This is a genomic window from Nonomuraea sp. NPDC050556 (assembly GCF_044457355.1).
In the GTDB taxonomy this organism is placed as follows: Bacteria; Actinomycetota; Actinomycetes; order Streptosporangiales; family Streptosporangiaceae; genus Nonomuraea.
Genome location: NZ_JBITGU010000001.1, coordinates 1271448 through 1293456, shown reverse-complemented (window position 1 = coordinate 1293456; position 22009 = coordinate 1271448). Strand labels below are relative to the sequence as shown.

Sequence of the window (22009 nt, the reverse complement as noted above, 5' to 3'; positions counted from 1 at the left end):
ATGGGCTGGTGCGAAGGATCATCAGCCGGGTCGCGGTGCTGGCGGCCGCGCTGCTCGTCACGGCAGCCGGGGTGGGGCTCTACCTCAACGAGCGCGGCACCCGAGAGAGCGCCTACGTCACCGGCGCCGACCGGGAACCCGACCGCGTCGACCTGGACGCCACCATCAAGAAGGTCAACGCCGACAGCCGCGAGCTGATCCTTCACGTGGTCGCCGAGGCCAAGGGCGCCCTGGCCGACAGGGAGATCGCCGTGGACACCTCCTCCTTCGTGCACGGCACCATGCGCATCCCGGCCGGCGACCGGGTGGCCGCCGCCGACCTGCTGGTCGACCTGGAGGGCATGGTCACCGACTACCCGTTCGACCGCTACACCACGCGGATCGGCTTCGCCGCCGACGTCCCGCTCTCGCTGACGCTGTGGGACGGCGACGCCTTCTTCCACGCCACGATGGCCCGCGCCGACAACAGGTACGGCACGACGGCCGCGGAGCTCGACCTGGCCCGCTCGCGCGGCACCCGCCTGTTCGCCTGGCTGATGATGGTCGTCATGTGGGCGCTCGCACTGGGCGTCATCGGCGCGTCCTTCGTGATCGTACGGCAGAGCCGCGGCCTGGTCTGGCCCGCCATGGGGTGGATGGCGGCCTCGCTGTTCGCCCTGGCCGGGTTCAGGAGCGCCGCCCCCGGGGCGCCGCCGATCGGCTCGATCCTGGACTACGCGGCGTTCTTCTGGGTCGAGCTGATCATCGCCGGGTGCCTGGCCGCCGTGGTCGTCTACGGGGTCTGGGTCGAACATCCGCCAGAGGAATGACCGGAGTGTCGTATCGAGCGGTCGGCCGATCGTCTTCCTGGTGAACAAGGGAGACAACCATGCTCAACACCATCGACATCGTCGTATCCGACCTGGAGGCCTCGATGGCCTTCTACGCCCTCCTGGGGCTCGACTTCAAGATCGACGAGTACTCCAAGGAGCACGCCGGGTGCGACCTGCCCAACGGGCTGCACGTCATGCTGGACACCGTGTCCTTCCGCACGCCGTTCCTTCCCGGCTGGACCCAACCGGCCGGCGGCCCGGGAAACATGCTGTGCTTCGAGTTCCCCGACCCGGCGGCGGTCGACGCGAAGTACGCCGAGCTCGTCGAGGCAGGTCATCGCGGGATGGCTGAGCCGTTCGACGCTTTCTGGGGTATGCGTTACGCGACGGTGCTCGACCCGGACGGCAACGGCATCGACCTGTACGCGACGCTGGAGGTGTCCGCATGAAGTACGTGCTGATGTTCGTCGAGACCGAGCAGTTCGCCAAGGAGCTGGAGGCGATGGGCGCGCTGGAGCGCGACGCCGCCTTCGAGGCGGTGGGCCGCTGGTTCGCCGACAACGCCGACAAGATCACCCACCACGTGCATCTGGCGCCCGTGCACACCGCCACCACCATGCGACTGCAGAAGGAGGCCGAGCCCGTCGTCACCGACGGGCCGTTCGTGGAGGGCAAGGAGGTGGTCAGCGGCTTCGCCGAGATCGAGGTGGCCGACCTGGACGAGGCGCTGAAGATCGCCAGATCCTGGCCCGCGTGCCCGATCGTGGAGATCCGTCCAGCTTCGTGAGTAGCGAACAGGAGGTGCTGGCCCGCGTGGTGCGTGAGCACGCGGGCCGGCTCGCCGCCTCCCTGGTCTCGCTGCTCGGCGACTTCTCCGCCGCAGAGGACCTGGTGCAGGACGCCGTCGAGACCGCGCTCAGGCGCTGGCCGGTCGAGGGCGTCCCGGACCGGCCGGACGGGTGGCTGTTCACCGTCGCCCGGCGGCGCGGCCTGGACGTGCTGCGCAGGGAGTCCAACTACCGCGCCAAGCTCGCCCAGCTCCAGGCCCCGCCACCGGCCGAGCCCGACGACAGGCTCCGGCTGATCTTCACCTGCTGCCACCCGGCGCTGTCGAAGGAGGCGCAGATCGCGCTGACGCTGCGGGTGGTCTGCGGGCTCAGCACCGCGCAGATCGCGGCCGCCTTCCTGGTGCCGGAGACCACCGTCGCGCAGCGCCTCACCCGCGCCAAACGCAAGATCGCCGAAGCCGGGATCCCGTACCGGGTGCCTGCCGCAGAGGAGCTGCCCGCGCGCCTCAACGAGGTCCTGGCGGTGGTCTACCTGCTGTTCAACGAGGGCTACCTGTCGAGTACGGCGGAGCGGGCCCAGGCCGCCGACCTGGTCGACGACGCGGAGTTCCTGGCCGCGCTGCTGGTGAACCTGGCCCCCAACGAGCCGGAGGCGGCCGGGCTGCTGGCCCTCGTCCGCCTGCACCGGGCCCGCAGCGCCGCCCGCTTCGGTCCTGGTGAGCGGCTGGTCCTGCTGCCCGACCAGGACCGCTCCCTGTGGGACCGCGAGGCGATCGAGGAGGCCACCGCGCTGCTGGTGCGTGCCGCCCGTACCCACCATCGGCCCGGGCCGTACCAGGTGCAGGCCGCCATCGTCGCCTGTCATGCCGAAGCGGGGAGCTGGCAGGATACCGACTGGCCGCAGATCGTGATGTTGTACGACATGTTGCTCTATCTGGCGCCTTCACCGGTCACCAGGCTCCACCGGGTGACCGCCGTCCGTTACGCCCAGGGGCCCGAGGTCGCCCTGGCCGAGCTCAAGGCGCTGGGCGGCGCGCTGGATCGTTACCCGCTCTACCACGCCACCCGCGCCGAGCTCCTGCGCGCCCTGGGCGACCCGGACCAGGCCCGCGAGTGCGACCTGCGCGCCCTGGAGCTGACCGCGAACCCGGCGCAGCAGGCGCTGCTGGAGGAGCGGCTGCACTGGGGCTGACCGCCGCTACTTGCTCGGCTTCGGGGTCTGGCAGTCGATCTTCGGGTTCATCCCGACGTAGTTGAGCGCGCCGGCCACGATCGTCACCGCGATGGTGGCGACCTTGTTGCAGTCCTCGACCGTACCGGTGTAATAGCCGCGCTGACCGGCGGCGACGGCACCGATGATCAGCCAGACGATGAGCACTAACGATCCGATACGCATCGGTCCTCTTCTCAGTTCTTGAAGGCGTCCTTGGCCTTCTCGCCGGTCAGTTTCACGTGGCCCGCGACCTGGTCGACCCCGCCCCTGGCCTCGGTGCGCCCGTTTCCGGTGGCGCGGCCGAAGCGCCGCATGACGCGGCCCTTGACGATCTGGAGGTTGGCGCTGATCTTCTTCATGAGGCTCATGATCATTCCCTTCGCCGGTGTGTGAACCGGCTTGCGGCGCCTCGTGGATGGCCAGACCAACCGGTCGGGGGACCGGAGCCAGCCACAAGGCGCCTGAGCCCCTCACTGCCCTGAGACGAGGTGAGGAAACCGGTGATGAGCGTTGCGTGAAACGCCGGTATCCGCGGGTGCCCTCGCCTCCTCCACCTCACCGGCTGGATCAGGCCGGCCTGAGCGCGAGCTCCTCCACCAGTCCGCGGACCTCGTCCGCCTCCGGCAACCCCAGCCCGGTGAACAGGTCCAGAGCCTGTACGGCATGCACCCGCGCCAGGTCCTCGTTCCCCAGATCCCGGTGGGCGCGCGCCAGCCCGGTATGCGCCCACGCCTGCCTGGGCCGGTTGTCGGCCTCGTCGGCGATGGAAAGCGCCGTGGCGTACTCGCTCACCGCCCGCTCCTGCTCCCCCAGCCCCCTGGCCGCCTCTCCCAGCCCCCTGTAGGCGTCCGACTGGTGGAGCCGGTTGCCCAGCTCGCGGGAGAGCTCCAGCATCTGGCCGTAATAGTCGCGGGCCCGCGCGTAGTCGCCCAGCCGCTGATGCACCAGCCCGAGGCCCTCCAGCGCCTTGGACTCCACCCCCCGGTTGCCGCTCTCCCTGGCCAGATCCAGCACCTGCCGGTAGTACTCACCCGCCTGGGCGTGCTCGCCCCGCCGGTCGGCCACGTTGGCGAGGTTCCCCAGCCCCACCGCCTCGCCCGTGCGGACGCCGTGCCTGCGGCACAGCTCCAGGAACCGGGAGTAGTAGGAGTGCGCCTGGTCGTAGTCGTGCCTGGTGAAGTGGATGCCGCCCAGGTCGTTGAGCGCCCGCGCCTCGCTCATGTGGTCGCCGGTGGCGCGGTGCAGCTCCATCGCCCGCACGAAGCTCGCCTCGGCCTGGCCGTACTCGCCCACATGCCAGTAGGTCGCGCCGAGGTTGACCAGCGCGCGGCCCTCGCCCACGGCGTCGCCCAGCTTGCGCGCGGCCCGCAGCGCCGCGTCGTGGAGGGTGCGGGCGTCGGTGTGGTGGGTGTGCTCGGCCAGGTAGCGGTGAAGGGTCGGCGACAGCTGCACGGCGTGCGCGGGAAGGCCCGAGCTCGCCGCGCGTACCAGGTTGTCGCGTTCCGTGGCCAGCCACGCCTCGGCCTCCGCCCGGTCGGTGAACGGCGGCTCGTCAGGTTCTGGCAGGCGGGGCCGCAGCTCGCGGCCGTCGGGGTAGAGCAGGTCCATCGCGGCTGCCGCGGTGTGCAGGTAGTGGTCCAGCAGCAGGGTCAGCGCCGCGTCCCGCTCCTCGGTGCTCTCCTCGTCGGCGGCGGTGGCGCGGGCGTGCTGGCGCAGCAGGTCGTGCAGGGTGTAGCGGCCGGGTTCGTGCTGGAGCAGCATGTGCGTGTCCAGCAGGTCCTCCAGCAGCGCCTCCGCCGTGTCCACGGGCAGCCCGGCCAGGGCGGCCGCCGCGTGCGGGTCGACGTCGATCCCGGGGTGCAGGCCCAGGAGGCGGAACATGCGCTGCTGGTCCTCGCCGAGGTGCTGGTAGGACAGGGTGAAGGCGGCCGCGACCCCGCGCTCGGCGGTCGACAGCTCGCTCAGTCTCTTGCGCTGGTCGCGCAGCCGGTCGGCCAGGTGTGTCACGTTCCAGCGGGGCCGGTGCCGCAGCCGAGCGGCCGCGATCCGTACGGCCAGCGGCAGGAACCCGCACAGCTGCACCACGTCCAGCGCGGCCAGCGGCTCGGCGAGCGCCCGCTCGCCGACGATCGTGGTGAACAGCTCCAGGGCGTCGGCGCCGGTCAGCACCTCCAGCGACAGCGTCTGCGCGCCGTCCAGGTCGACCAGCCTGCGCCGCCCGGTGATCAGGACGAGGCTGTGGGAGGCGCCGGGGAGCAGGGGCCGCACCTGGTCGGCGTCCAGGGCGTTGTCGAGCACGATCAGCGCGCGCCGGTCGGCCAGCTCGGCCCGCCACAGCGCGGACCTGTCGGCCAGCGGGGCGGGCAGGCGTTCCGCCGGGACGCCGAGCTGGCGCAGCAGGATCTCCAGCGCGGCGCCCGGCTCGATCGGGCTCTGGCCGGTGGTGTGGGCGTGCAGGTCGACGAAGAGCTGCCCGTCGGGGAAGCTCTCGGCCAGCCGGTGCGCGGCGTGTACGGCGAGGCTGGTCTTGCCGATGCCCGCCATGCCGTCGATCGCGGTGATCGTCACCACCCGCTGGCCGGGTGACCACGAGGTGAGGAGCATGTCGATCTCGGCCGCCCGGCCGGTGAAGTCGGCGAGGTCGTAGGGCAGGTAGGAGACCCGCCGCGATGGTGATGGTGATGGTGGTGCGGGCTCGGCTGAGTCGCGCAGCACGGCCTGCTCGATGGCGGCGAAGGCGCGGCTCGGGTCGAGCCCCTGCTGTTCGACCAGCGCGGCGCGGAAACTCCTGGCCGCCGCCAGGGCCTCGGCCTGGCGGCCCGACCGGTGCAGGGCGAGCATGAGCTGGCCGACCAGCTTCTCGCGCAGCGGGTGCGCCGCGACGTGCTGGGCCAGCTCGTCGGCGAGCTGGGCGTGGCGGCCCAGCGACAGCTCGGCCTCGGCCAGGCGTTCGATCACCCGCAGCCGCCGCTCCTCCAGCCGCGCCCGCGCCTCCTGCACGTAGTCGGCCCGGATCCCGGCCAGCGGCTCGCCCTGGAACAGGGACAACGCCTGCCGGAACCGGTCTCCGGCGGCCAACTCGGTGAACTCCTCCAGGTCGAGCTGGCCGGGCTCGACGAAGATGACGTAGCCGTCGGTGCGCGACTGCAGCACCTGCTCGGCCCCGGCCTCGCGCAGCACCCGCCGGACCGCCGCGACCAGCGTGTGGACCTGCGACCTGGCCGTGTCCGGCGGGGTGGTCCCCCAGAGGGCGCCGATCAGCCGGTCGGTGCTGATCACGGTCCCGGCGTGCAGCAGCAGGTAGGCCAGCAGCGCCCGGTGCCGCGGCTCCCACCTGGGCACCTGCCCGCCCTCGCCGCGCACCTCCACCGGTCCCAGCAGCGTGAACCGTGCACCCATCGTGTCCTCCCGGAGGTCTATCGGTCCCGGTTGGAGTCCGATGGAAAAGGCATCGGGAATCTATCAACACCCCCTCGCATGATGACCTCAGCCCCTGAACGCCGATAAGAAAGCCGAGGTCACACCATGTCCCGACTTCCTGTGATCGAGCCGGAGACCGCCACGGGGGCCGCCGCCGAACTGCTGGCCAAGGCGCAGAAGGTCCTCGGCGTCACGCCGAACATGACCAAGGCGATGGCCAACAGTCCCGCCGTCCTGTCGGCCTACCTGGAGTTCACCGGCGCCCTGTCCTCCGGTTCGCTGCCCGCTGCCGTGCGTGAACGGCTGGCGCTGGTGGTGGCCCAGGAGAACGGGTGCGACTACTGCCTGGCCGCCCACACCTTCGTCGGCATCCACCTGGCCGGGCTGTCGGCTCAGGAAGCCGAAGCCGCGCGCCGCGGCAGCGCGGCCGACGCCAAGGCGCAGGCCGCCCTGACCCTGGCCGTCGCGCTGGTACGCGGGCGCGGCGACGTCGAGGACGCCGAGCTGGCCGCCGCGCGCCTGGCGGGGCTGTCCGACGGCGAGATCGCCGAGGTCGTGGCGCACGTGGCGCTGAACGTCTTCACCAACTACTTCACCAAGACCGCCCGGCCCGCCCTGGACTGGCCGCTCGTCTCGCACCAAGGAGAGTCATGAACATCCCCCAGATCAAGCACGGGTTCGTCGAGGTCGACGGCGTGCGGGTCTTCTACCGGGAGACCGGGCCCGCCGACGCGCAGCCGGTGCTGCTGCTGCACGGCTTCCCGTCGTCCTCGCACCAGTACCGGCGGCTGATGGACGCGCTCGGCGGCCACCACCGGCTGATCGCCCCCGACTACCCGGGCTCCGGGCACACCGAGGCCCCCGAGGGCTTCACCTACTCCTTCGACCGGCTGGCCGACGTCATGGAAGGGTTCGTCCAGACCCTCGGGCTCAAGCGGTTCGTGCTCTACGCCTTCGACTACGGCGGCCCGGTCGGGTTCCGGCTGGCCACCAGGCACCCGGAGTGGATCGCCGGGCTGATCGCGCAGAACGCCAACGCCTACGACGAGGGCCTGTCGGAGATGGCCAGGCAGCTCATCCCCGCGCCGACCGACGAGCTGTTCTCGCTGCCGGTGACCCGCGGCCAGTACGAGGGCGGCACCACCGACCCCTCACTGGTCGCGCCCGACGGGTGGGTGCTCGACCAGCACTTCCTCGACCTGCCCGGCCGCAAGCAGGCCCAGATGGAGCTGGCCCTCGACTACGGCGCCAACGTGGCGCTGTACCCGGCCTGGCAGGAGTGGATGCGCACCCACCGGCCGCGCGCCCTCGTCCTGTGGGGACGCAACGACGCCTTCTTCCCCGAGGCGGGCGCCCACGCCTACCTGCGCGACCTGCCCGGCGCCGAGGTGCACGTGCTCGACACCGGCCACTTCGCGCTGGAGGACCGGCTTCCCGCCATCGCCCCGCTCATCGACCGTTTCCTGAAAGGACCCACCCCCATGAAGATCGCCATCATCGGCGCCTCCGGCAACCTCGGCAGCGCTGTGGCCCACGAGGCCGCCGCCCGCGGCCACCACGTCACCCCGCTGGACCGCGGCCACGTGGACGTCACCGACCCCGCCTCGATCAAGGACGCCGTCGCCGGGCACGACGCCGTGGTCGCCGCCGTCAAGGGCCCAGACCGCCTGGTCCCCCGCGGCGCCGGAGCCCTCCTGGACGCCCTGCCGAACGCGGACGTGGACCGGCTGATCTTCCTCGGCGGCGGCGGCAGCCTGCGGGACCCCAGCGGGCAGCGCTTCGTCGACTCGCCGAACTTCCCCGCCATGTACCTGGAGACCGCCCGCGACCAGGGCGAGGCGCTGGAGATCTTCCGCGCGGCCGAGACCACGGTCCGCTGGTCCTACGTCAGCCCGCCCCCCGTCCACCTGGTGCCCGGCGACAAGAGCGGCACCTACCGCGCCGAGGCGCGCGACACCCCGATCCTCGACGCCGACGGCCAGTCCCGCATCACCACCGGCGACTACGCGGCGGCCATCGTCGACGCCCTGGAGAACAGCTCCTTCGTCGGCCAGCGCTTCACCACCGCGTACTAACCCACCACGGGCCCGCGCGTCCGCGCGGGCCCGGTCTCGGAGCACCCATGCCCGTCACCCGCACAGCCGGGCGTCCCGGTATTAGTGGAACGATGAACCGGGGTTACTGTCACATAATTTGACGTTCTGCGGGATGATGTCTGTTGACCTGCGACGGCGTGTGTGACGCAAGGGTTCGAGCAGCCGATCTACAGGGTGGGAGGACAGATCTGATGGCAGCACCGACCATGACGCCGCAACAGCGGGCGAGGGCATTGGAGAGGGCGGCCGAAGCGCGCACGGCACGTAGCGCGCTGTTGGCCGAGGTGAAGTCGGGGACGATCAGCGTGGCCGAGGTGTTCGGCCGTAGGGGTGATGAGTTGGTGAAGAAGACGCGGGTGGTGCAGGTCCTTCGCGCGGTTCCCGGCTATGGGCCAGCGAGGGTGGCGGCGTTGATGGCGGTGTCGGGGGTGACTGAGAAGCGCCGGGTCGGCGGGCTGACCAAGCAGCAGCGGGAGCGTTTACTGTGGGCGCTGGCTGGTTGATCGTCGGAGCCCAGCCGGGCGTGGCCCCTCCTCCACACCGATAACGCCCATGCTCGGCCGTCGGCGACGCTCCACGGCGGGTTGGGGCCATTCCCGCCGCAGTGGGGAGCGCGCTACAGGCAAGATCAGGTCAACGCGTCAACAGCAACGCTGTTGCGCGTCCTTCGGTACAGAGTCGTAGCCCTCCAAACCGGCCGGATGGCCCTCCGCCGCTGAAAACAGCCCCACGCAGTACGCTGCTGATCTTCGGGTAGCTTGTGCACCTCGGCGTGTTGTGTGACCGAAGATCGAGTTTCCGTCCGCGTCAGGTGGGCTGCACATCCGCAGATACGGCAGTCCCAGCTCGTTGTGGTTGCCGAGCAAGAATTCCGCTGCGCACCGAGTCACGGAGGATTTCCGGCTGGGCATCTTATCGTGCAAACATAAGGCCCACTCAGTCTCTCGACGCCATGCTCGTTGAGGGTTTCGGCGGAACACCTGCAGGCTGGCTCGAGCCTTTGTGGGTTAGTGAAGGGAAGGCCACATGGAACATGCTGTTATTGCGACGTATCAGCTCGGGGGTGGTCCGCTCCCCCCTGGGAAGGTGCACGATGCAGTCATGGACTTGGAAGAGCAGTTGTCGGCTATCGTCGACGAGTCCGGTGCGGGAGAGGTGGACGGCTTCGAGTTCGGCGAGGGCGAGGTCGTGATCTATTCCTACGGCCCTGACGCAAGTCGCCTTTTCTCGATCTTGGAGTCGCGTCTGAGGGCGTTTCCGCTGCGTCCTGCCGTGGTTGTACTGAGATTCGGTGAAGCGAGCGATTCTCAAGCTCGTGAAGAGACGGTTGAGCTCTAGCCCGATACGAAGAATCCTTTCTTCGTATCGGGCTAGAGCCGGTTGCTACTTCGGTGCGCTATATCAGTTGAGTGAGGACGAGTTCGACATAGCCTGAGCCGGCGAGCCCGCCGCCTGGGAGCTGCGCGCAGTAGGCGGGATCGGCGCGCTCCTCGCCTTCCTCCTCAAGGGTGATCTCGTTGTAGGAGACAACCCGGTCTTCTTCACGTCGGAACTTGGGCATGGGCCATTCATCAGCCTTCCACGCTTCGATGTGAGAGACGATGGGCCACTCGTTTTCGATGAAGCCGAGGTCACCCAGGAGCGCGACGTAGATGGCGTTCTGCGAAGCGAGCGGTGATATCACCGATGCTTCTTGGGGGGTCTTCACGCGAGGGCCGAAAAAGTAGCCAAGCAGCTTGCCCCGACCGTCCATGCGTGCCACGACGCCGAGGGCGTATCCCTCGCCATCGCGAAGCGGCACGGCGAAGATGTCGCCTTCACGGTAGGGCAGCTCTCGGCGTCTGGCACACATAGAAATCGTTCTCCTACTTACCTTGTAGGTATTTGTTTGCAGCGTCCATATACGCTTGTTTCCGCGGGCTTTTTGCACGGATGGGGCTGGTCCTGCGCACGCCTGGCAGGGTCGGCTGACCGTACTTCTCCCAGATGTGCTGCTCGAGACCGCGCTGTTCCTTGTAATTGTCGGTCTTGTGAACAGCCTCGAACTTGAAGTCCTTCGTGCTCTTTGCGCGGGCGTGTTCAGCTTCGCGTCGGGTGAGGTTCTTGGTGCGGCCGGTCCGGACGACCTTGCCAGCGGCGTCCCGTAGAACATACACGCCGCCCTTTGCGCCCTCCTTGATCCCCTCCTTGATGGCCTTCTTGGCCATCTGCTTGACCAGGCCGCCAACTCCGAACCCGATGAAGTTGCTCGCCCAGTCGATGCCCTTGGGGATGGTTTTGCGGCCTTCGCCGAGCAGCCCAGCGTCGTTGGCGCGTCCGCTGGCGCAGTAGCCACCCGCGCTGCAGGAGCGGCGGCCCTTGTCCGGCTCGTCGCAGCGGCCGCCTCCGCAGGACGCGTCGTGCTGCTCGTGCCACTTTCGCCGCTTCGTGGCTTCACCGCGCTGCTTTTTCATCTTGGTCTGGGTACGCGCGATCTGGGCGCGTCTCTTTTTGGAGGTGTGCGGGTTGGTCAGGATCTTCTTGCGGGTGGGTACGCCGCAGGTACGGCAGTGGGTCGGGTTGCTGTCGGTGTTGTTCTTGATCCTCTTTTTGGACTTGGGGCGAACAACCGCGCCGTCCACCCCGCTGCAGGTCGCGCAACTGGGGTATTGCCCGTCGGGGTCGCTGCTGGTGACCGGATTGTTGCCTGCGTAGGCGTAACCGTTGATCTGCTGCGGGTCGGCGAAGTCGACGATGGGATCGAGGCTGACGAAACGCCCGGTCGAGGAGTCGTACTCGCGAGCTCCCAGGTGAGTCAGGCCGGTGGTGGGGTCGTTGGTGCCGCCGACGAAGCCTCGCTGCCCGGGCCAGGTTGCGGGTTCGGTGCCGCGCGAGGCGCCGAAGGGGGCGGTGCGGCGGGTGGTGGCAGCGTAGGTGGTGCCGTTGACGGCCGTTTCGGCGGTGCCCTGATGGTCGTCCATCAGGAACTGCACCGTGCCACCCTGGCGGACGGCGACGATGTCGTCGTTGTGGCTGTAGTAGCGGGTGCCCTTGACGGTGCTGCCGGCGGCGGTGTCGAGAGTCAGTTCCATACCGGACGGCAGGTACAGGGTGGTGGCGGTGGGTTCGCGGCGGATCAGCCGTTCACCGTCGGCGTCGTAAAGGAACGACGTGGTCGCGGTGCCTTCGGTGACCGTGGCCAGGCTGCCTTCGGCGTCCCAGGTCAGGCCCTGCTGCTTGGCGCCGATCGTGCGGCCAGTGGTGTTGCCCCGGGTGTCGTAGGTGTAGGTGTCGGTCTGGTTGCCCTTCGGCCCGGCCGTGGTGACCTGCTTGAGGGCGTGCGGCTGCGGTTGACCCGCCTGGGGGTAGCTGTAGGTGCGAGTGGTGTCGGCGGTGCCGCCGCTGGTGTCGTGCTGGACTTCCTTGGTGCGGTTGCCCGTGGGGTCGTAGGTGTAGGAGGTCCAGTACGGAGCAGGTCCGGTGATGGTCTGCGGGGCGGGGGTGGCCGCGCAGGTGCCGTTCTGCGTCCAGGCTTCGGTCAGGCGCTGCAGGTAGTCGTAACCGAAGCACTGCGTTTCCGGTGAGGTGCCGGTCGCGGTGGGGGCGTCGGCGATGCTCAAGACGTTGCCGGCGTCGTCGTAGCGGTAGCCGAGGTCGGTGTCGGTACCGGTGACGCCTTCACGGGTGAGCATGGCGGTCTTGAGCCTGGCGGTGCCTTCTTCGTAGGTGAAGGTTTCCCAGGTCTTTTTGTGCTGGTCGGACAGGGCCAGGCTGTACTGGAGAACCTCGCCGGTCTTGGCGTAGGCGGAGCCCAGCACGTACGGGCGCAGCCCGGTGAGGGTCTGGTCGTTGCCGGTGGTGTCGTAGCCGTATTTGAGGGTCTCGGCCGGCAGGTTGCCCTTGGCTGGCAGGGTGAGCGTGGCCAGGCTGCCGTCGATGTTGTAGGTGGAGCCGTAGGTGTAGGTGCCGGCCAGCGCTCCCTCTTCAGTGGGGATGGTGATGCTGGAGCCGGTCTCCTGGTAGTCGTCGTTGTATCCGGTGACCGCAGAGGTGTACTGCTTTGTCCCGGCGATGCGAGTGGCGGACGTCAGCTGCCCCTTGGCCAGGGTGTCGTACACCCATTCGGCGATCTTGGTGCCGTTGGCGTCGCCGTCGAAGCGCGCGGCGGGACGGCCGAGCGCGTCGTAGGCGGTGGTAACGGTCTTGCCGCGGCTGTCGGTGGCCGAGGTCTGCTGGTCGAGGGCATCGTAGGTGAAGGTGGTAGCGCCAGCGTCGGGGTCTTCCTCCTTGATCTTGCGGCCGCGCAGGTCGTATCCATAGCGCCAGGTGTTGCCGACCGAGTCGGTGACCCGAATGCGGTTTCCAGAGGCGTCGTAGCCGTAGGTGGTGGCATCAAAGGCGCCGGTGGGACTGTCGCCCTTATATTGGCGCAGCTCGGTGGTCAGCTCATCGGCGTCCACGATGGCCGTGGTGGCGACAGCCCCGGCGGGCGGGTCGACGCTGACGCGGTCACCGCCGTAGCTGGTGGTGGTGCGCCATTTGTCCACGCCCTTGATGCGGTAGACCTCGACGGTCGGGCGCTCCATGCCGTCGTAGGTGGTCACCGTCTGGGCGGGCACCAACGGGTCGGACACCGACAGCAGCGTGGTGGACGGGCCGGAGTCGTCGTTGAAGTACGGCTGGCTTTCCTTGGCGTTCAGACCGCGATCGTCATACAAGGTGTCGATCACGACGCGGCCGCCGCCGGCGGCCTGCGACTGGATCTGCCGGGGCCGGAACAAGGTGTCCATCAGCGTGGTGCTGGTCAGGTAGGTGCCGTCCGGGCCGAGCGCCTTGGTGGTCACCACCGAGGGGGCGTCGTTGCGGATCAGGTACTCATGTTGCAGGTTGGGAGTTTGGGTGGCCTTGTCGCGGCCGGGCAGCCAGACGCGAACCAGGCGGCCCAGCGCGTCGTATTCAGCCGCCGACTGCTTGCCATTGGGGTCGGTGACTCCGGTGAGGACGCCTCGGGCGGGGTCGAGCGTGGTGGTCGTGGCATGGCCCAGCGCGTTGGTGGTGGTGATCGCGGTGACCGGCCCGCCGCTGGCAGGAGTGAAGGCAGTGGTGCTCTTGCCGTCGGCGGCGTCGAGGGTTTCGATCACGCGGCCGTTAGCGTCGTAGCGGTTGCGCAGGTCGGTGATGTAGGTGGGGGCGCCGTTGGCCCAGCCCGACAGGCTCTGCGTCGAGGTCACATTGCCCGCGGTGGGCGCGGCGCCGATCTGACCACCGTCATACAAGGTGAGGTCATCGGAGATCAGATCATTCGGCTTCTGGACGCTCTGGCCGCAGTCCTTGGCCACGACCTCTTCCCGGCTCTTGAAGTCGATCAGCCAGGTGGTGGGGTTGGAGGAGTAGCTGTAGCGAGTGCACTGCTCATCACCGGTGACGGCCAGATCGCCGAGCTCGTTGATCTGGCTGGTCAGACCGTACTGGTCGTAGGTGAGGGATGTTTCAGTCTGTCGCCAGCCGCGATTGCCATCCAGCGCGGTGCGGGTCCGGCTCTTGGCGGTGTCCAGCAGGTGCGCGGTGGTGCCGGCCCCGTCGTCGGCGGTGGCCGCGCTGATCCATGGCGTGCTGATCTCGCCTTCGGCGATTTCGCCGTTGTTGTAGGAGACCTGTTCGCGGACGAACCCGTTGAGGCGCCAGTTGTCGTCGATGGCGACGCCTTCGGAGTCGGTCACCTTGACATCGCGTTTGCCACCGCCCGCCAGGAGGTCGTCGTCCATCCCTCGGAAGAAGGTGTAGTCGGAGACCGTCTGGGTCTTGCCGGACTGGCCTTCGCTGACGCGGACCTTGCCGTAGCCGCGCCACTGCGACCAGGTGCGCTCGGCTGCGGGCGTCATCGACTCGGCGTCGTAGTGCCAGGCAGGGTCACCGAGGTAGGTGTAGGTGGTGGGCTCCTGGAGCCCACCGGCGGTGCGGTCCTCGGTCACCACAGAGGACACGACGTATTTGTGGAACCAGTCCTTGACCGGGGTGCCAGTGTTGTTGGCGTCCCAGAAGACGGGGAAGCACCGCTTGGTGTTGGCGTCTTCGGCGGGCTTGGCGGCTCCAGTGGGGCAGTCGGGGTCGGCGTAGTTGACCGACAGCAGCCCGCCGGTCTCTGCGGTGATGGCCCGGATGCGCCACTTGTTGAGGGCGGGCCGTCCATCGGCGATGTCGACGCGGTTGGTCAGGCGCACCCCATCGAAGGTCAGCTTGGGCAGGCTCAGGTCACTGCCGGTCTTGCCCGTGTGCTGCAAGGAATCCAGCCACAACGACGGCTTGGTGCCGTCGCCGGGATCGGGAAAGCTGTGGGTCAGCGTCCAGACGTCCACGTCGCTGTAGCCGCTACCGGAGCGGACTTGGGTGGTGATTGAGGCCAGCCGCTTGGTGGTGAAGAACGTCGGGGAGGTGTTGGTGGGGCAGCTGGTGGTGCTGGCGCAGATCTGGTCGAAGGGCACGTCCGGCCAGGAGGCGGCATTGGCGGCCGTCAGCTCCTCTGGCTTGCAGGTGATCGATCCCGACGGCAGGCACCGCTCGGCCGGGGTGAAGACGACCTGGGCAGGGGCCGGGGTGGTGTGTTCGCTGCCCTTGCGGGTGCCGTACTCGATGCGCTCCATCACGCCGCCGCGGACGTAGTCGACGCTGGCGCTGTTGTTGTCCTTGCCGTATCGGTTGTGCTCGGGGGCGTAGAAGTAGGTCATCGTGTTCCCGTCGGGGTCCACGACGTAATCCAGGTTCCACCGCCAGGCCTGGGCGCAGGATGAGGCGGCGAACGAGGCTGCCTGGCAGGGCTCATTGGCGTGGTTGCCGAATACCGGGACGGTCCAGGTCGACTGAGTCTGGGCGGTGTCGGCGGGGTAGCGCTTGCTGATACCGAAGTAGTACTGCGTGCCGTCCTGGGTGGTCAGCCGCCAGTATTCGCCGTCATTGTCGCCGTTGGCGGCTCCGGTCAGGCGTTCGATGCGCGAGCCGTCGTCGTTCTTGAAGCGCCAGATGCCGCTGACCTTGTCGCGGACGAGCTCGCCCGCCCCGCCGCCGAACACGAGCGTGGCGTTATCGCTCCGCCAGCACAGATCGCCGCTGGGGTGGGTGGCGTTGCTGGCACCGGTGGTGTCTTGCGAGCACGGCACGTAGGAGCGCTCGACGTAGCCGGAGGCCAGATCGAAGCCTTCACCGGCCCAGGAGGCCTGGTTGTTGGTGGAGGCCACTCGGCCGTCGGTGCTGCTGGAGGAGTAGCCCAGCGACAGGCTGGGCTCTGGGCCGCCCGCCGACGGCGGTGCCGTCATGGGGTAGGACCAGGAAAATTCGCCAGTCTGCTCGCCCACGTCCCAGGACGCGGACGGCGACAGTGGCGTGGCCGCCCAGTTACCGGTTGACCCGGCTGGGGCCGCGGTCGCGGCCAGCAGGACGGCACCGCTGGGTGCGGCGGCCAGGGAGCGGGCAGCGGGCGCGGAGGAATCGGCGGGCGCGGACTCGCTGGTGCTCGCAGCGTCGGGAGCCGCGGGCAGGGTCACGGAGGCGCTGAGTGTCTTGTCAGCGACATCGTTGTGCGACGGCAAGGACGTCCCACTCCCGCAGGGGGTTTTGGGGTCGGCCAGACAGTCGGGCAACTGCACGAGCCGCAGCCGCTGAGCCCAGTCGCCGCCGTAGGCGGGCGCGAAGGTGGAGTAGTCGAGGCTGACCTGAACCTGGCCGCTCTGCTGAGTCTGGTCGTCGCGGGAGACTCGCAGCAGCACGCCGTTGACGCCGGCCTTCTGCGCCGCCTTCTGATCCAGTACCTCTACCCGCACTTGGTTCGGGGTCGAGGTATCGCTCTTCGACACCTTTGCAGCCTCGGGAGCTGCGACGCCCACAGCCAGCTCGCCCACCGGCATGTTGTCCTGCTCGCCCGCAGGCTGCACTGGCAGTGTGGCCACCGCCGCCTTGGGAAGATCGGCAATGGGCGGCGTTTTCACCGCTGCCTTTGCGACAGCTCGGCTGGCTGCCTGCTTGACCGCGCCGATATCGCCCTCAACCGACTCCTGCTGTTGCACCTCGGGTCTGGTGTTGCCCGCCGTCGCGGCGTAGGCGGCGGGGATATCGGGGGCCAACGAGACGGTCATGGTCACCGCCAATCCCGCAAACAGAGCTGATCTGCAGCTCTGACTCAGCCGATACCAACGCCTACCAGCCATAACATGCCTCGCGTACGAAGGGGGAAACGATCAGCGGGACAGTAGCGGTCAAAGGTAAAGAATGTCCAATTGTTACCTAAAGAATGATCTATGTGACATCTGTGGCCGTGTTGTGTGTTCGGTGCCGTTCATCACAAATGCCCGTCTGTGTCGGCCCTCTAGCGGATCGATCTCGATGATCAGCTCCTGGCAGAACCGACCCGGCGATCACGACGATCTGCCGGCCGGGGCGGAGCGGCGATCGCCGTCTGACCCTTCCGCGGAGTCCTTAACGCCTGTGGCCCATCGACCGGGCGGTCGATGGGCCACAGGCACTGATCATTCGATTCGGCGACGCGCTAGCCAGCCGACATCTGGCTGATCTCTTGGTCAGACAGCACACGTTGATAGGCGATGACCTCGTCGAGATCGCCTTGCCAGAACTGGCCAGGCGAGCCTGTCGATTGGTTGCGGCCGATGGCCATGGCGCCGTTGGTGACGATCGGTGCGGTGAAGGCTGTATCGCCCTGGAGAACGCCGTTGACGTACAGGCGAGCTTTGCCTGCGGCAGCGTCGAAGACCCCGGCTAGATGCGTCCAGACGCCCGTCTGCGGGGCCGATGTGGATGGCACTCCGATTGCGGTCCCCGTGGCTGGGGTCGGGGTGAACTTCCACCGGTTGGCTGCGGCGTCGAAGCCCAGAACGAATCCGCTGGTCTGTGCGCCGTCCTGGCTGACGGCTGTGACTGAGCGGGTGGCATCGGTGAGCTTGACCCAGGTGCCGACGGTGTAACTCGCGTCCGTACGCAGTACCGTGCGCTCGGTTTCAGCTGAGCTCCCGTTGCCGCCATCCAGCGCCAGACCGTATCCGCCGACCTTGCCCTCGACACTCCAGGTCGCGCCACCCTTGAGCGTGGCGTTGTTGTGATTGCTGGAGGAGTCCAAGGCCACTGTGCCATCGCCGTCGTCGAATGACAGGTTCACCAGTGGGAGCGGGTTAGCGCGCGCGGCCTGGAAACGGTAGTCGGCGCGCGGTGAGCGACGACCAGCCTTGTCGATGGCGACGACCGACAGGGTGTGCGCGCCTTCGGCGGTCGGCGTATACGACACAGTGACCGATGATCCGGGGGTCGCGGCATCAACACGCTGCTGCGGGTCGGGGTTGTCAACAGCCCAGGCGTAGGCCAGGACCTTGCTCTGGCCATTGGCGGCGAAAGTGAAGCTGCCATTCTGGCCCACTGGACTTCCGCTCTGGTTCTCGGGGAAGTCGGTCGAAGTCACCAGGGGCGGCTTGGCCGGCGGTTGGGTATCGAGCACGAAGGAGCACCAGGGGCTCCAGGAGCCTACCTCCCCAACAGAATCCTTGGCCTGCACCCGCCACGAGACCGTCGTGCCATCTGCGAAGGCTCCCGAAGGAATCTGCGCGGAGTGGAGGCCTTGGACCGCGAGAGTTGTTTCCTTGAACCCGACCATGGAGTTGTTGACGGTATTCCACCACTCGAACCGGGCCGAGACATTGTTGGCATCCGGGTCGGAGATGGTCGCCTTGAGGGTGGGCGTGGTGGTGGTCATTGTCGGCAGCTCATAGGGAATGTCTACACACGGAACCGACGGTGAGGTTCCCAAGCTTGAGGGCGTCGCCGGAGGGGCGTTGTACGTCACGACCAGAGTTGGCGGGTATAGCGAGCTCGAAGATTGCGAGCACTCCATGGAACAGAAGATCCAATTTTGTCGGACTCCAGGCCCTGGGTCGACCGCGTTCTGTAGAACGATGCCATTGTTAGCAGTGCCGTCGGCCCACTTCTGTGCCATGCCGGTTAGCGAGAGGGTGACGAATTGATCGGTGCCGCCCGCCCAGACAGGCCAGCCGCGCCCGGTGGCGGCACCCTCGGTCGTCGACGTCGGCTGCTTGGACCAGGTCAGCGTCGACTCACTCCAGGAACCGGTGACCCGGCGGGCCTGCAGACCGGAAGAACCGAGGTCGCGGCTGCTCGCGTTGTTGAGATCGAGCTGCAATACCGCGTCACTGATGCGCTTGCCTACGAGCTGTGCCAGATCAAACCGGACGTAGGACCGTTGCAGAACCTCGACATCTGACTGGCTGGCATTGTCCCAATAAGCCGTCCTCCCCGCGAAAAGAGCTTGCTTGTTATAGCCCGCGCCGCTGTTCCAGCTCATGACGTACGTATCCACCTGGCTCGGAAGGCTGGCGGTCGGGTCGACAACAACCGGATATGTGATATCGCGGTTGGCGAGAAATACCGGATCTGGCCTGAGAACGAGATCGGCTCTGTCTCCGTGGCTAACTACTTCCGTTGCGACTCTTGCTTGATACTTGCCGGGGAGCCGGGAGGCCTGAGAGCCGCGACTCACACCCGTCTTAGTTGAATCCCACATCATCGGTGCGGGGACGGCGGCAACGAGCTCGCCACCCAGATCGCGAAGCTCGATGTTTCCCTGAGCGTCCTTGGACAGACGAAGCCCCGGGCTGACGACGGCAAACTTCAACTCCAAGGGGGCTGTAGGCCGCTTGCGAAGCACCAGGTTGTGGGTAAAGCCCTCAGCCAGGGCGATGACCTCGAGGTCCGCGCCGGGCAGAACGTCGTGGTAGATCGCTGTATCGCCCCGAAGTTCAGGAGCCGGGAGGAGTGTCGGCCATCGGACCTCATACCTCTTGCCCCCGCCGAACTTCATGCTGGCCATCGGCGCCTCGCCACCGGCGGAGAATTGGACATCGGTCAAGGTCAGCCGTGGTTTGATCACCCCTCCCTGGTTGATGAGCGTCGTATCGATCTGCTTCCAGGTCCCACCTTGCCTGACTCGGGTGGGGGCCGCCGTGACGGTGCTGGTCAGCGTGCCGTCCGGGTTGGCGACAGTAGAGCTCGTCTCGCTGGTAAGAGACGGTACGCTGACCGGTTTGCCCTGCGTGTGGGCGGTCCGCACAGCCGCCACTTCCGCCAGCGGCTCAGGGGCCGGGCGAGGAGAAGGATTGATCACAGAGTCGTGCGCCACGCCGAGAGCGGCATGGGCAGGTACTAGACACAAGGCCGCCACGCAGGCGGATGTTGTCGCAACGACGCCGACGCGCCTCCAGCGGAGGAGCGGCCGGTCGTAGCGGAAGGGAAGCCTCACCAAGACCCCGATTAGGTAAATAACGGACAAAGCGCTACTAAGCTACATGAAGATCTTATTTAGGTTTATTTACACCTTCGCGGCGCCTGCCGGGACGGCGGATGGCCAGAAACGATCAAGGCTCTGAGCTGGAAATGCTTCGAAGGAGGGCTCGATTTCGGCCGAGATGATCCCAGGACCTCAAACTCGGAACCGGGAACCGAACGCACGCGCGTCAGTTCACTTCAGGAAACAGCCCTTCCGTGAAGTAAACTGGTCGCATGCCTTCGCAGACGCCCAGCTCGGCTGTTTCGGCCGATGGGCAGGATCGGCGCAAATTCACTTCAGGAAAGGTTGTCGGGCTGTCCGGGGAGCTCGATCCGACTGATGACGATCTTGGGGTGTGGGTCGAGCGCTACCTCGATCTCGCGGTGCGCGGAGTGCGCTCGGCCGAGGTGACCGCGAAGATCAGCCGTCATCTGCAGCGGCTGCGCGCCTGGATCGGCTCCGGGCTCGGGCACGAGCGCGTCTCGGCGATCACCGCCCGCGAACTCGCCGCCTGGCGCGATCACCTGGCCGCCGCCGGATGGCAGCGAAAAGACGGCAGCGCGGCCGCCATGGCGCCAGCGACGGTCAACAACCACCTCGCCCACGCCTCGGCCCTGTTCTCCTGGATCAGCGCGCACGCCCCGGCCGCGCTGCTGCCGGGCGGTGATCCGAGCAAGCGGGTCGAGCCGCTGCGCTTGCCCGCCCCCGAGGTGCGCGCGCTGAACGCCGCCCAGGTGCGCACCGTCAAGAACGTGCTGGACCGGCTGGAGTCCTTCCACCAGCTGAACGGCCGCCGCCACCGCGGCGGCGCGAGCCGTGGCGCCGCTGCTGCCACGCACCGGCACGCCCGGCCGCTGCGGGATCGCGCCATCGTGCACACCATGCTCGGCACCGGGCTGCGCCGCGCCGAGATCGCCGGCCTGGATCTGACCCAGCTGCAGCCGCGAGAGCCCGAACAACTGCGCCGGGCGAAGAAGGCCAAGCTGACCGGGGTGCGCGGCAAGGGCCGTACCACCCGCAGCGTCTTCCTCGGCCGCGACGCCCGCACCGCGCTGGCCGACTACCTGCAGCACGAACGCGGCGGCGACCTCGCGCCTGATTCCACCGCGCTGTTCCTGGCGGCCTCCTCCATCGCCGCCCGCCAGCCCGACGGGCGCCTGTCGCCGCGCTCGATCAACACCATCGTCGGTGAAATCGGCGCCATCCACGACCTGCAGGTGGTCGGCGGCGACCGGCAGCTCGGCGTGCTGCGCCCACACGATCTGCGCCACACCTTCGCCTACTTGCTCTCTCAAGCCTCCGGCCACAACCGGGCCGAGCTGGAACGACGCCTGGGCCACGCCAACGAGCGGTACCTGAAGCTGTACACCAACCCGCCCGAGGAGATCGCCGCCAGCTACGTCGAAGACCTGTGACTCGGGGCGGTGCGGGCGGGCGTCAGCGGATGTCAGCCAGGCGAACATCCGAGGCTGCGCCTGCCGGCCGGAAGCGGTAGCCGTTGCCGTCGGCGCTCGACTTGGCCTCGCCCAGCGCCTGCAGCAGGCGGTGCAGCCGGGGGTAGGGCGCGGCGAGGATCTTGTCGCGGAAGAACTCGGTGCGCAGCATGTCGAACACGTTCGCCGCCAGGTTCGCGCCCGCCTGCCGGTAGGCCGCCTCGTTCGCGGTGATCGCGGGGTTGCGCCAGGCCTCGCGCAGGTGCTCCGGTACAGGGTGGTAGCGCACCCGGTGACCACTGCGCGCCACCTCCAGCACGGCGGTGCCCAGGCTCACCCCGGCGGGCAGCCTGGCCATCAACGGCCCCGTGGCCTCCTCGGTCTCGGGAACCTCGGCGTACTGCTGCAGGGTCGGGTCCAGGAAGCGGTGGGCATCGGGGACCACCAGGACGGCGTGACCGTTGAAGGTGCCGTTGGCGTTGTAACTGGGGCCATCGCCGCCGTACAGGGTGTGCGAGCCGTTGCCCTCCATCTCCAAGATCACCGCTTCCACCCGCGAGGCGATCCCGAACTCAGCCAGGGCGTAGTGCAAGGTCAGGCAGCCGTCTACGCAGTAGGCGGCACCTTCGCCGTCTTCGGCGACATTCCACAGCCACACCGCGGCCACGCCGATCAACGGCAACGCCTCCGCCTCGGCGTTCAGCATCAAGGTGGTGACCGTCTCCATGCCCATCCGCACCCGCCTGCCCGAAGACGCCGGACGGCGCTCAGGGCGGCGCCGCCGGGCGGACTTGTCCTTCTTCGGATTGCGACGGGCTGCCATGATCTCGACGATAAAGACCGCCCCGGCAAAAGCAACCGCCAGATCGAGGGCGTCACGGATCGCGCCGTCGGTCGCGGTGCGCTCCGGCCTCAGCCCGGCAGGCCCTGACA

General features: G+C 68.0%; 16 protein-coding genes. 9 read left to right on the top strand and 7 right to left on the bottom strand.

Annotated elements, in window-relative coordinates:
* Positions 1-8: 8 nt before the first annotated feature.
* Genes ACIBG8_RS06395 through ACIBG8_RS06380 form a run of 4 tightly spaced genes read left to right on the top strand, consistent with a single transcriptional unit; the run spans position 9 to position 2792 of the window.
* Positions 9-809, top strand: coding sequence for a DUF4436 family protein (locus ACIBG8_RS06395; RefSeq protein WP_397341502.1), 801 nt, complete (start codon positions 9-11; stop codon positions 807-809).
* 59 nt (positions 810-868) lie between these two features.
* On the top strand, positions 869-1261 hold the full coding sequence (locus tag ACIBG8_RS06390) for a VOC family protein (protein WP_397341501.1): 393 nt from the start codon (positions 869-871) through the stop codon (positions 1259-1261).
* Positions 1258-1599, top strand: a complete 342-nt coding sequence (locus ACIBG8_RS06385; protein WP_397341500.1) for a YciI family protein — start codon at positions 1258-1260, stop codon at positions 1597-1599. The genes ACIBG8_RS06390 and ACIBG8_RS06385 overlap by 4 nt, the downstream gene beginning before the upstream one ends.
* Complete coding sequence (locus ACIBG8_RS06380; protein ID WP_397341499.1) at positions 1596-2792, top strand: RNA polymerase sigma factor; 1197 nt, start codon at positions 1596-1598, stop codon at positions 2790-2792. The genes ACIBG8_RS06385 and ACIBG8_RS06380 overlap by 4 nt, the downstream gene beginning before the upstream one ends.
* A gap of 6 nt (positions 2793-2798) precedes the next feature.
* Here ACIBG8_RS06380 and ACIBG8_RS06375 read toward each other — a convergent pair whose 3' ends face one another.
* From ACIBG8_RS06375 to ACIBG8_RS06365, 3 genes are all read right to left on the bottom strand, one after another.
* Complete coding sequence (locus ACIBG8_RS06375) at positions 2799-2996, bottom strand: hypothetical protein (RefSeq protein WP_397341498.1); 198 nt, start codon at positions 2994-2996, stop codon at positions 2799-2801.
* An 11-nt stretch (positions 2997-3007) separates the two neighbouring features.
* A complete protein-coding gene (locus tag ACIBG8_RS06370) occupies positions 3008-3172 on the bottom strand; it encodes a CsbD family protein (RefSeq protein ID WP_397341497.1) in 165 nt (54 codons plus the stop codon).
* Between the two features lie 208 nt (positions 3173-3380).
* A complete protein-coding gene (locus tag ACIBG8_RS06365; protein ID WP_397341496.1) occupies positions 3381-6212 on the bottom strand; it encodes a tetratricopeptide repeat protein in 2832 nt (943 codons plus the stop codon).
* 126 nt (positions 6213-6338) lie between these two features.
* Between ACIBG8_RS06365 and ACIBG8_RS06360 the strand changes: the two genes are divergently transcribed.
* The 4 genes from ACIBG8_RS06360 (at position 6339) to ACIBG8_RS06345 (ending at position 9667) form a co-directional block, all read left to right on the top strand.
* Positions 6339-6887 (top strand): carboxymuconolactone decarboxylase family protein, encoded by a 549-nt coding sequence (locus tag ACIBG8_RS06360; protein WP_397341495.1) that lies wholly within the window; start codon positions 6339-6341, stop codon positions 6885-6887.
* A complete protein-coding gene (locus ACIBG8_RS06355; protein ID WP_397341494.1) occupies positions 6884-8308 on the top strand; it encodes an alpha/beta fold hydrolase in 1425 nt (474 codons plus the stop codon). Before ACIBG8_RS06360 ends, ACIBG8_RS06355 begins: the two co-directional genes overlap by 4 nt.
* 212 nt (positions 8309-8520) lie before the next feature.
* Complete coding sequence (gene mihF / locus ACIBG8_RS06350; protein WP_397341493.1) at positions 8521-8832, top strand: integration host factor, actinobacterial type; 312 nt, start codon at positions 8521-8523, stop codon at positions 8830-8832.
* A 598-nt stretch (positions 8833-9430) separates the two neighbouring features.
* A complete protein-coding gene (locus ACIBG8_RS06345) occupies positions 9431-9667 on the top strand; it encodes a hypothetical protein (RefSeq protein ID WP_397341492.1) in 237 nt (78 codons plus the stop codon).
* Positions 9668-9725: 58 nt separating this feature from the next.
* On the opposite strand, the gene ACIBG8_RS06340 is transcribed toward ACIBG8_RS06345, so the two are convergent.
* The 3 genes from ACIBG8_RS06340 to ACIBG8_RS06330 all read right to left on the bottom strand — a co-directional run bounded on the left by ACIBG8_RS06340 (position 9726) and on the right by ACIBG8_RS06330 (position 19496).
* The gene (locus ACIBG8_RS06340; RefSeq protein WP_397341491.1) at positions 9726-10181 is read right to left on the bottom strand and encodes an immunity 26/phosphotriesterase HocA family protein; all 456 of its coding nucleotides are present in this window, start codon (positions 10179-10181) and stop codon (positions 9726-9728) included.
* 13 nt (positions 10182-10194) lie between these two features.
* Complete coding sequence (locus tag ACIBG8_RS06335; protein ID WP_397343902.1) at positions 10195-16434, bottom strand: RHS repeat-associated core domain-containing protein; 6240 nt, start codon at positions 16432-16434, stop codon at positions 10195-10197.
* Positions 16435-16844: 410 nt separating this feature from the next.
* A complete protein-coding gene (locus ACIBG8_RS06330; RefSeq protein WP_397341490.1) occupies positions 16845-19496 on the bottom strand; it encodes a LamG-like jellyroll fold domain-containing protein in 2652 nt (883 codons plus the stop codon).
* Positions 19497-19876: 380 nt separating this feature from the next.
* On the opposite strand from ACIBG8_RS06330, the gene ACIBG8_RS06325 reads away from it, so the two are divergent.
* The gene (locus ACIBG8_RS06325) at positions 19877-21058 is read left to right on the top strand and encodes a tyrosine-type recombinase/integrase (protein WP_397341489.1); all 1182 of its coding nucleotides are present in this window, start codon (positions 19877-19879) and stop codon (positions 21056-21058) included.
* Between the two features lie 22 nt (positions 21059-21080).
* Here the strand turns inward: ACIBG8_RS06325 and ACIBG8_RS06320 are convergent, their stop codons facing one another.
* A complete protein-coding gene (locus tag ACIBG8_RS06320; protein WP_397341488.1) occupies positions 21081-21899 on the bottom strand; it encodes a hypothetical protein in 819 nt (272 codons plus the stop codon).
* Positions 21900-22009 lie beyond the last annotated feature (110 nt).

Excerpts from the sequence above, each read along its gene's own strand:
- ACIBG8_RS06375 (WP_397341498.1), bottom strand. The coding sequence starts at position 2,996 with ATGCGTATCGGATCGTTAGTGCTCATCGTCTGGCTGATCATCGGTGCC.
- ACIBG8_RS06325 (WP_397341489.1), top strand. The coding sequence starts at position 19,877 with ATGCCTTCGCAGACGCCCAGCTCGGCTGTTTCGGCCGATGGGCAGGAT.
- ACIBG8_RS06370 (WP_397341497.1), bottom strand. The coding sequence starts at position 3,172 with ATGAAGAAGATCAGCGCCAACCTCCAGATCGTCAAGGGCCGCGTCATG.
- ACIBG8_RS06360 (WP_397341495.1), top strand. The coding sequence starts at position 6,339 with ATGTCCCGACTTCCTGTGATCGAGCCGGAGACCGCCACGGGGGCCGCC.
- ACIBG8_RS06345 (WP_397341492.1), top strand. The coding sequence starts at position 9,431 with ATGGACTTGGAAGAGCAGTTGTCGGCTATCGTCGACGAGTCCGGTGCG.
- ACIBG8_RS06365 (WP_397341496.1), bottom strand. The coding sequence starts at position 6,212 with ATGGGTGCACGGTTCACGCTGCTGGGACCGGTGGAGGTGCGCGGCGAG.
- ACIBG8_RS06335 (WP_397343902.1), bottom strand. The coding sequence starts at position 16,434 with ATGACCGTCTCGTTGGCCCCCGATATCCCCGCCGCCTACGCCGCGACG.
- mihF (WP_397341493.1), top strand. The coding sequence starts at position 8,521 with ATGGCAGCACCGACCATGACGCCGCAACAGCGGGCGAGGGCATTGGAG.
- ACIBG8_RS06355 (WP_397341494.1), top strand. The coding sequence starts at position 6,884 with ATGAACATCCCCCAGATCAAGCACGGGTTCGTCGAGGTCGACGGCGTG.
- ACIBG8_RS06385 (WP_397341500.1), top strand. The coding sequence starts at position 1,258 with ATGAAGTACGTGCTGATGTTCGTCGAGACCGAGCAGTTCGCCAAGGAG.
- ACIBG8_RS06390 (WP_397341501.1), top strand. The coding sequence starts at position 869 with ATGCTCAACACCATCGACATCGTCGTATCCGACCTGGAGGCCTCGATG.
- ACIBG8_RS06320 (WP_397341488.1), bottom strand. The coding sequence starts at position 21,899 with ATGGCAGCCCGTCGCAATCCGAAGAAGGACAAGTCCGCCCGGCGGCGC.
- ACIBG8_RS06340 (WP_397341491.1), bottom strand. The coding sequence starts at position 10,181 with ATGTGTGCCAGACGCCGAGAGCTGCCCTACCGTGAAGGCGACATCTTC.